This window comes from Microcoleus sp. AT3-D2 (assembly GCF_036705715.1).
In the GTDB taxonomy this organism is placed as follows: domain Bacteria; phylum Cyanobacteriota; class Cyanobacteriia; order Cyanobacteriales; family Microcoleaceae; genus Microcoleus.
Genome location: NZ_JAUBVE010000137.1, coordinates 1 through 6,638, shown reverse-complemented (window position 1 = coordinate 6,638; position 6,638 = coordinate 1). Strand labels below are relative to the sequence as shown.

Below are 6,638 nucleotides of genomic sequence, written 5' to 3'. Positions count from 1 at the left end.
ATATGGCACAGGCACAACGGCTCGCGGGCTATGGTCTAGACGTTTTGAAGAAGCTGTTTAGAATGAAATAGCCCTGGCAAATAAACGCAGGCACACACGGATTTTGACACGGACGGATGAATTTAAATGTGTTTCCCAATTCTCCGATTTTCCTTCTCTCTGCGCCCTCTGTGTTCTCTGCGGTTAAATCAATAAAAGCTTATTCTACCAATGCCAAACTTACAGATTTCTCAACCTCAAACCGCAGCTCAAAACGTATCATACGATCGCACAGACTGGCAGCGCGGTTACGAATCCCAACCCAACGAATCCGACTACTGGATTGACGACATAGAAGGCGAAATCCCCGCCGGCTTGCAAGGCACATTCTTTCGTAACGGGCCCGGATTATTGGATGTCAACGGCCAGCGCATCCACCATCCGTTTGACGGCGACGGGATGATTTGTGCGATCGCAATATCCGAAGACCGCGCCCATTTCCGCAACCGATTCGTCCGCACTGAAGGCTATCTCGCCGAACAAAAAGCCGGAAAAATCCTCCACCGAGGCGTTTTCGGCACACAGAAGCCAGGGGGCCCGCTTGCCAACATCTTTGAGGTCAAAATCAAAAACATTGCGAATACCAACATCATTTATTGGGGCGACAAACTGCTAGCACTTTGGGAAGCAGCACAGCCCTACAGACTCGACCCCCGCACCCTAGAAACACTCGGTTTAGACACCCTAGATGGCATCTTGGAACCTGGTGAAGCCTTCGCTGCCCACCCCAGAATTGAAAAAGGGAAAAATGGCAAAGGAGACAGATTAGTAAACTTTTCTGTCAAGCCGGGTTTTTCGAGTACCATCACGATTTACGAACTCGACGAAAGCGGCAAACTTTTGCAGCGTCACGCCCATGCAATACCGGGTTTTGCCTTCCTGCACGACATGGTAATTACCCCGAATTACTGCATATTCTTCCAAAATCCCGTCAGCTTCAACCCGCTGCTTTTCGTGTTAGGATTTCGCAGTGCATCCCAGTGCATTCAATTTTCGCCAAACAAGCCAACGCAAGCAATTTTAATTCCCCGCAACGGCACTGACGAGGTGAAGATATTAGAAACCGAACCTTGTTTTGTCTTCCACCACTGCAACGCATGGGAAGAAGGAGACGAAGTTTTTGTAGATTCAGTTTGTTACGAATCATTTCCAACTGTAGAAGGAAACGCCGATTTTCTGGAGGTTGATTTTGACAGCATTCCAGCGGGCGAATTGTGGCGCTTTAAGTTAAATTTGCAAGACAAAACCGTGCAGCATCAAGTTGTTGAAACTCGGTGTTGCGAGTTTCCGACTTTGCATCCCAATAATGTCGGACAACCTTACCGATATCTTTATATCGGTGCTGCTGATGCTCCCACGGGAAATGCTCCTTTGCAAGCTATCCTCAAAATTGATTTTGTGACTGGTGAAAGGCAAATTTGGAGTGCCGCGCCGCGTGGTTTTGCGGGGGAACCGGTGTTTGTTACCCGTCCCGATGCTGTTGCGGAGGATGACGGCTGGCTGCTGGTTTTAATGTATGATGCAGCTAATCATCGATCGACCTTAGTGATTTTAGATGCTCGCGACATCACCAAAGGGCCCCTAGCGCGCTTGCATTTAAAACAGCACATTCCCTACGGTTTGCACGGAAGTTTCACACCAAATGTACTGCTTCCTATCGGTTCGTAGTGACCAGTTGATTCGCCTGGTTCTTGCGCCGATGAGCGCCACAGCCCGCCGGGGTTAAAAACCCCCAGCTCACAGCGAAAGTCCTCTAAAATAGGACTAAAACCAACATTTATTATTGATCGAGTTTTTTTAGTCGGTTTCAACCGACTTTAGCTATGAGCCAGGGGTTTAAACCCCTGGCGGATTGCCAGGAGTGCTAACAAATATTCAAGATGTAAAATATCATAATAAATGCAAACTATTAACACATTTAGTTTAAAAAAAATAATTATCTTAATTAGCAGTATCATCGTAAGTTTTGCAATTATCTTATCTATTTACTCTCACAATGCTAACGCCCAAGAGCCTTACAATTTATCTCCAGAAAGCGCGGTCGCGTCCAAAGGTTTGGTTGAGGTAAAAATGACATTAATTGCCGTTGACCCCATTAAAAACGAATTAGAAGCCCGTTTGCAGTTTGAACTCAAAGGTATTTATAAAAAAGGGCCAACTTACCCGGCGCAAGACTTGTTAATGACAGTTAACGGCGCAAATGTACAGGATTCGGAAATTACCTTTAAAGAAGGCAAACCGATGATTGTCCCTGCATTAAAGTTTAACTTAGTCAAAGGAAAAATTAACAATTACCCATTTGATAGGCACATTGCTAAAGTAGCTATTTCGATTGATCCGCTGCCTTCGATTGGTAAAAAGTTTGCTCCATTTGAACTGAATCCCGTGCCGTTGGAATTTAAGTTTAATGCCGATGTTCCTGGTTTCGACATCAGTTATAAGCCGATGGAAGAGAATTCCTCTATCTTTATTTATATTGATGTTTCTGCAACTCGCTCAATCCCGGTAAAATTCTTTGCCTTAGTGATTATTGTCATCATGTGGGTGCTGTCAACTATGGCACTTTTGCTAGCATTAAAAGTGATGCAATCTGGGAAGTTGCCGGAAGTGGGAATGCTGAGTTGGACTGCTGTGATGCTGTTTGCTTTTCCCGCTATTCGCAATGCTCAACCGGGGGTGCCGCCGGTGGGAACTGCCAGTGATTTCCTTTCGTTTTTTTGGACGGAAATTATAGTTGTGGTGGCATTAGTTATTATTGGTAGCTGTTGGTTGAAGCGGTATCATCCACCGATTGAATGATTTTAGATTTTAGATTTTAGATTTTAGATTTGAATAATTTAGCCCAGAGATAAATCAGGGGCTTTTACCTTGGATACTTTCAATTAACAGTCAACCGTCAACTGTTAACTAAATTCAAAGATTCAGTTTTTGACTTCTAAATTCTCAATATCCTTTGCGGGTATGCCCAAACCGCGCAAGATAGTAAAAGCTATAATTCGATATCCCGATTGATTTGGGTGCACTCCATCTGCTGCTAACAAATTCAGAGTTTTGCCGGCGTGCTTTTGATACGTGCCGATAACTTCTCGACAAGGCCCATTCAAATCGATAAACAAGCACTGATTCTGCAACGCAATTTCTCGCATCGCTGCAATATAATCTTGCAACCTGCGATTTTCTGGGCCGTCGAGAATCTCGCCGATAGGAGTAGGAGAAAGCAGTACAACTCGAATTCCTGCGACTTTTGCCGCCAGCACCATTTGAGTTATTTTATCCCGATATTCTGCCAGCGGCACTCCCGTGGGCAAGTTGCCTTGCGGATAAAACTGATTTTTTGGGAAGTTGAAGAAAGCGTGCCAAACGTCGTTTACTCCGACATTAATCATCACTAAATCTGGCTTTTGGTTGATCGCATCTTTCTGGAAGCGCGCTTGCATATCAGTCGCCTTGTTACCGGAGATTCCGGCGTTGACGATTTTGATTTTGCGATCGGGATAAAGGGCATTCAGATAGCGTTGTAGCAGCCAAACGTAACCTCCTGGGTATTTCCCAGCCTCGGTGATGCTGTCGCCCACTATCACAATTTTGCGCTTGCCGGCGAGTACGTTCTGGATTTCTGGTGGCGGCGTTGCTTGGGATACGGATTCTTTAAACATGGGAATTAAGGAGTGAGGAATGTTGAAGGCGATAACAGCAGCAATTACGGTGAGGGCAAGTCTGATTAACACTTGCCGATTCGGGAGTTTGGGACGGGGCGATCGCGCATTGGGAGACATAAGGAAGAAGGAAGAATGAAAAAGAGCCTATTTGATGCGTGTCCTCACTTTAATCCTAGATTTTAGCCTGAGTGTTCTGAGAGTGAGCCATCAATTTCGCTATAGTTGCAAACAATCCTGGACTTGGGCGCGAGACATTCGGCGAGATCGGTCGAGTTGTGCTCAGTCGAACGCTGAGAAATGACGCTTATTGCAGGTTTGAGCGTTTAGTATCGCAGGTTGCTACAGAGCCCTGCTAGTTGGTTTAAAATTTTGCACAAAATTCATCCACCGCTGAACTTTAGAACCAGTGATGTCTAAAATCGGAATAGAATAGACATCTGATTCAGGAGGGCCGCCCTCGGTATCTTTGGCAATGCTTGTGCGTTCTGGCTTACCTAAGCGGTAGGTTGAAGTCATTTCGCTAGCTAAACTACAGGGAATTCTAAAGTTTCCCATGCGAATACTTCCATTACCTGCTGAATAAACCCATTCATAACCGGAAACCCCTCTAAACTGCTGGCACAAAAAATGGGAAGTTTCAAACATTTTGGCAAGATGAACATCGTAGAAACGAAGCTTGCCACCGTAAGCCGGTTGAGTTGTATCTCGATTGGGTGCAGTCAGTTGCATGAGGACAAAGCCTCCCCTAGCTTCTGTCCCACCATACCGAATGCTCAGCGGCACCTGGGTGCTTTCTTGAGCCAGGATGATGTTAACCTTTTGAGTAAATTTAGCGCTGTCAGCCTCAGCACTAGGTTCGCTACCCAAGTAAGTAGGAGCAGAAAAAGCTAGGTTTGCAGGCAGTAATATAACCGTACAGGTTATTAGTTTTGCCAAATTGTGGCGCTCTGCTTTTTTGCCGATCGCGTATGTTTTACTTAGCACAGTGCGATCGCAGGTGATTGGCGTGCGATCGAGTTGGGGTTGTGGGAGTGGTGGTTTATACATAGGTTTTATGAGCAAGGAGGAGATGTGCTGATTTGCTGGTAAATTAAGGGTTAACAGAACTTGAGAGTATTACTTATGAGAAAATTCCGGGTAGTAGCCTTGATGGTCAATTTAATAATTTTGGCTTTCTGTTTACCAATTACTGCACAACAATCTAAACGATACCCTACTGAGAATGAATTGCAGCAATTAATGAATCGGTTTCGCAATTTTGTGGCTTCGCCGTCGCCGGGTAATCGTGATTTTTATATTCGAGATCGCCGTAATGAAACTGAAACTCAAAAATTGAAAGAGTTTGTTAGAGCTTGGTTGCCAGTTAATCCTGATGTAGCACCTTTTATCGGTCAATGGACGGCACTAGAAGAAACTAAAAATATTTACCCTTCAAGTCTTAAAGGTAAAGTTTGTATTATAACAACTTTTATTCCCACACCAAATGACAGGGGGATAAGTTTTGATCGAGGAACTATCTCTGGAAAATCCATCAAAACCACTAATTTCGCGAGTCTCATTCAACAAGACAACTATTTAGGAGTCGCTTTTATTGACACTAGAAATAATCAACCTGGTATCTACGAATACGCTTGGCCTAAACCGCTAGTCGAGCCAGCTCAATTAATGAGTTCCCTTGCCCCAGCGGAGAGAAATCGGTTGCTTCAACAATTTAAAGAAGCTGGTTGTAGTGATACTTTACCAAAGAGGTGATGAAATGATTAGAGTTATGAAAATAAGCTTGCTTATGCTGGCTATCATCTCCTTTATTTCTGTCATAGCTTTGCCTGTTAAGGCTACAGAAACTAGGTGTGGATGGTTGCACAATCCCACACCTGGAAATTGGTATTTAAGAGACACAAATGGCACTTGGGTGATTTCCAGGCAAGGGGGATATCAAGCCGAAGGAATGGATAATATTCCCAGTGACGAAAAGGAATATGTCAGAACCAATGGTTATTATGGATATGGTTGTGCTTGTTTAGATGTAGCAACAGATACCAATCGGATGAGGATTATCACGATTCAAGGCGGTGAAGCATTACCACTCTAGACTTGTCGCGAAGATCCAAATTTGCTAAAAGAATGAAATTAAAGCCATGACTATGTGCGATCGCTGCATCCTATGTGCCTATCTACCCCTAGATAATTCAGTTGATAAAGATGTGAAACAGTTGATTGATGATGCAGCAGCAAATATAAAAATTTAAGTAATTCAAAATCATGGTGTAATTATGGCGAGCTTAATTTACAATGGTAAAGAAATAACAATTGAGGATAAACGAGTTTCTATTACCGCTCTTTACCGTGTACAAGGCAAGCCTCCGAATAAAGAGCCTACAAACTTTAATACATATAAGAAATAAAAAAATCAATGAGTATGAATGTAAATACGGAAGGTGGGTATGGGATAGTAGAACAGGTATACGTACGATAACAATTCTTGAGCTTGGTGTTGAATATCTTGAATATTTTGGCGATCCAAATGTGGCAACAAAACTTTTGGAAGTTTATGAAACTGGTAAAAAACACTGGAATTAAGGAGTGAGGAAGGTTGAGGGCGATAATACCACCAATTACGGCGATGGGAAGTCGGATTAAAACTTGCCTCAGCCGGGATTTGGGACGGGGCGATTCCCTACCCTTCGGGAACCCCTGCGGGAAACGGGATAGCTTCGCTTCACGCACATTTGCAGACATTATGCAGTTTTTTACTAAAAGTCTCACTATTTATGTCTGCAATAATATTATCCATTTTGGGGTTTTTTGTCACTTATTTCAATAAGTCAGTCCTGGACTAACAAAAACCTGGTTGGGATGCAAAATGGGAGCGTGTCACTTTTGCGATGAGTACAAATACTCATAAATGCTAGGCAGAGGTTTTGAGCTATTTTTGGGCAA

The 6,638-nt window shown here is 43.7% G+C and carries 6 protein-coding genes; 4 read left to right on the top strand and 2 right to left on the bottom strand.

All coding sequences use genetic code 11. The features are described 5' to 3' along the window. The first annotated feature begins 210 nt into the window (after positions 1 to 210). Entirely contained in the window at positions 211 to 1,707 is a 1,497-nt protein-coding gene (locus tag QUB44_RS29890; protein ID WP_333373333.1) for a carotenoid oxygenase family protein, read from the top strand. A gap of 231 nt (positions 1,708 to 1,938) precedes the next feature. After that, positions 1,939 to 2,838: a DUF4436 family protein gene (locus QUB44_RS29885; RefSeq protein ID WP_333373330.1), complete on the top strand. Its 900-nt coding sequence runs from the start codon at positions 1,939 to 1,941 to the stop codon at positions 2,836 to 2,838. 122 nt (positions 2,839 to 2,960) lie between these two features. Here the strand turns inward: QUB44_RS29885 and QUB44_RS29880 are convergent, their stop codons facing one another. Beyond that, positions 2,961 to 3,815, bottom strand: a complete 855-nt coding sequence (locus tag QUB44_RS29880) for an SGNH/GDSL hydrolase family protein (RefSeq protein ID WP_333373327.1) — start codon at positions 3,813 to 3,815, stop codon at positions 2,961 to 2,963. 222 nt (positions 3,816 to 4,037) lie between these two features. After that, positions 4,038 to 4,745: a hypothetical protein gene (locus QUB44_RS29875; protein ID WP_333373324.1), complete on the bottom strand. Its 708-nt coding sequence runs from the start codon at positions 4,743 to 4,745 to the stop codon at positions 4,038 to 4,040. Positions 4,746 to 4,844: 99 nt separating this feature from the next. Here QUB44_RS29875 and QUB44_RS29870 point away from each other — a divergent pair, with 99 nt between their 5' ends. Beyond that, positions 4,845 to 5,450: a hypothetical protein gene (locus QUB44_RS29870; RefSeq protein WP_333373321.1), complete on the top strand. Its 606-nt coding sequence runs from the start codon at positions 4,845 to 4,847 to the stop codon at positions 5,448 to 5,450. Between the two features lie 16 nt (positions 5,451 to 5,466). Then, positions 5,467 to 5,790: a DUF4087 domain-containing protein gene (locus tag QUB44_RS29865; protein WP_333373319.1), complete on the top strand. Its 324-nt coding sequence runs from the start codon at positions 5,467 to 5,469 to the stop codon at positions 5,788 to 5,790. The last annotated feature ends 848 nt before the right edge of the window (positions 5,791 to 6,638 follow it).

Excerpts from the sequence above, each read along its gene's own strand:
- QUB44_RS29880 (WP_333373327.1), bottom strand. The coding sequence starts at position 3,815 with ATGTCTCCCAATGCGCGATCGCCCCGTCCCAAACTCCCGAATCGGCAA.
- QUB44_RS29890 (WP_333373333.1), top strand. The coding sequence starts at position 211 with ATGCCAAACTTACAGATTTCTCAACCTCAAACCGCAGCTCAAAACGTA.
- QUB44_RS29885 (WP_333373330.1), top strand. The coding sequence starts at position 1,939 with ATGCAAACTATTAACACATTTAGTTTAAAAAAAATAATTATCTTAATT.
- QUB44_RS29865 (WP_333373319.1), top strand. The coding sequence starts at position 5,467 with ATGAAAATAAGCTTGCTTATGCTGGCTATCATCTCCTTTATTTCTGTC.
- QUB44_RS29875 (WP_333373324.1), bottom strand. The coding sequence starts at position 4,745 with ATGTATAAACCACCACTCCCACAACCCCAACTCGATCGCACGCCAATC.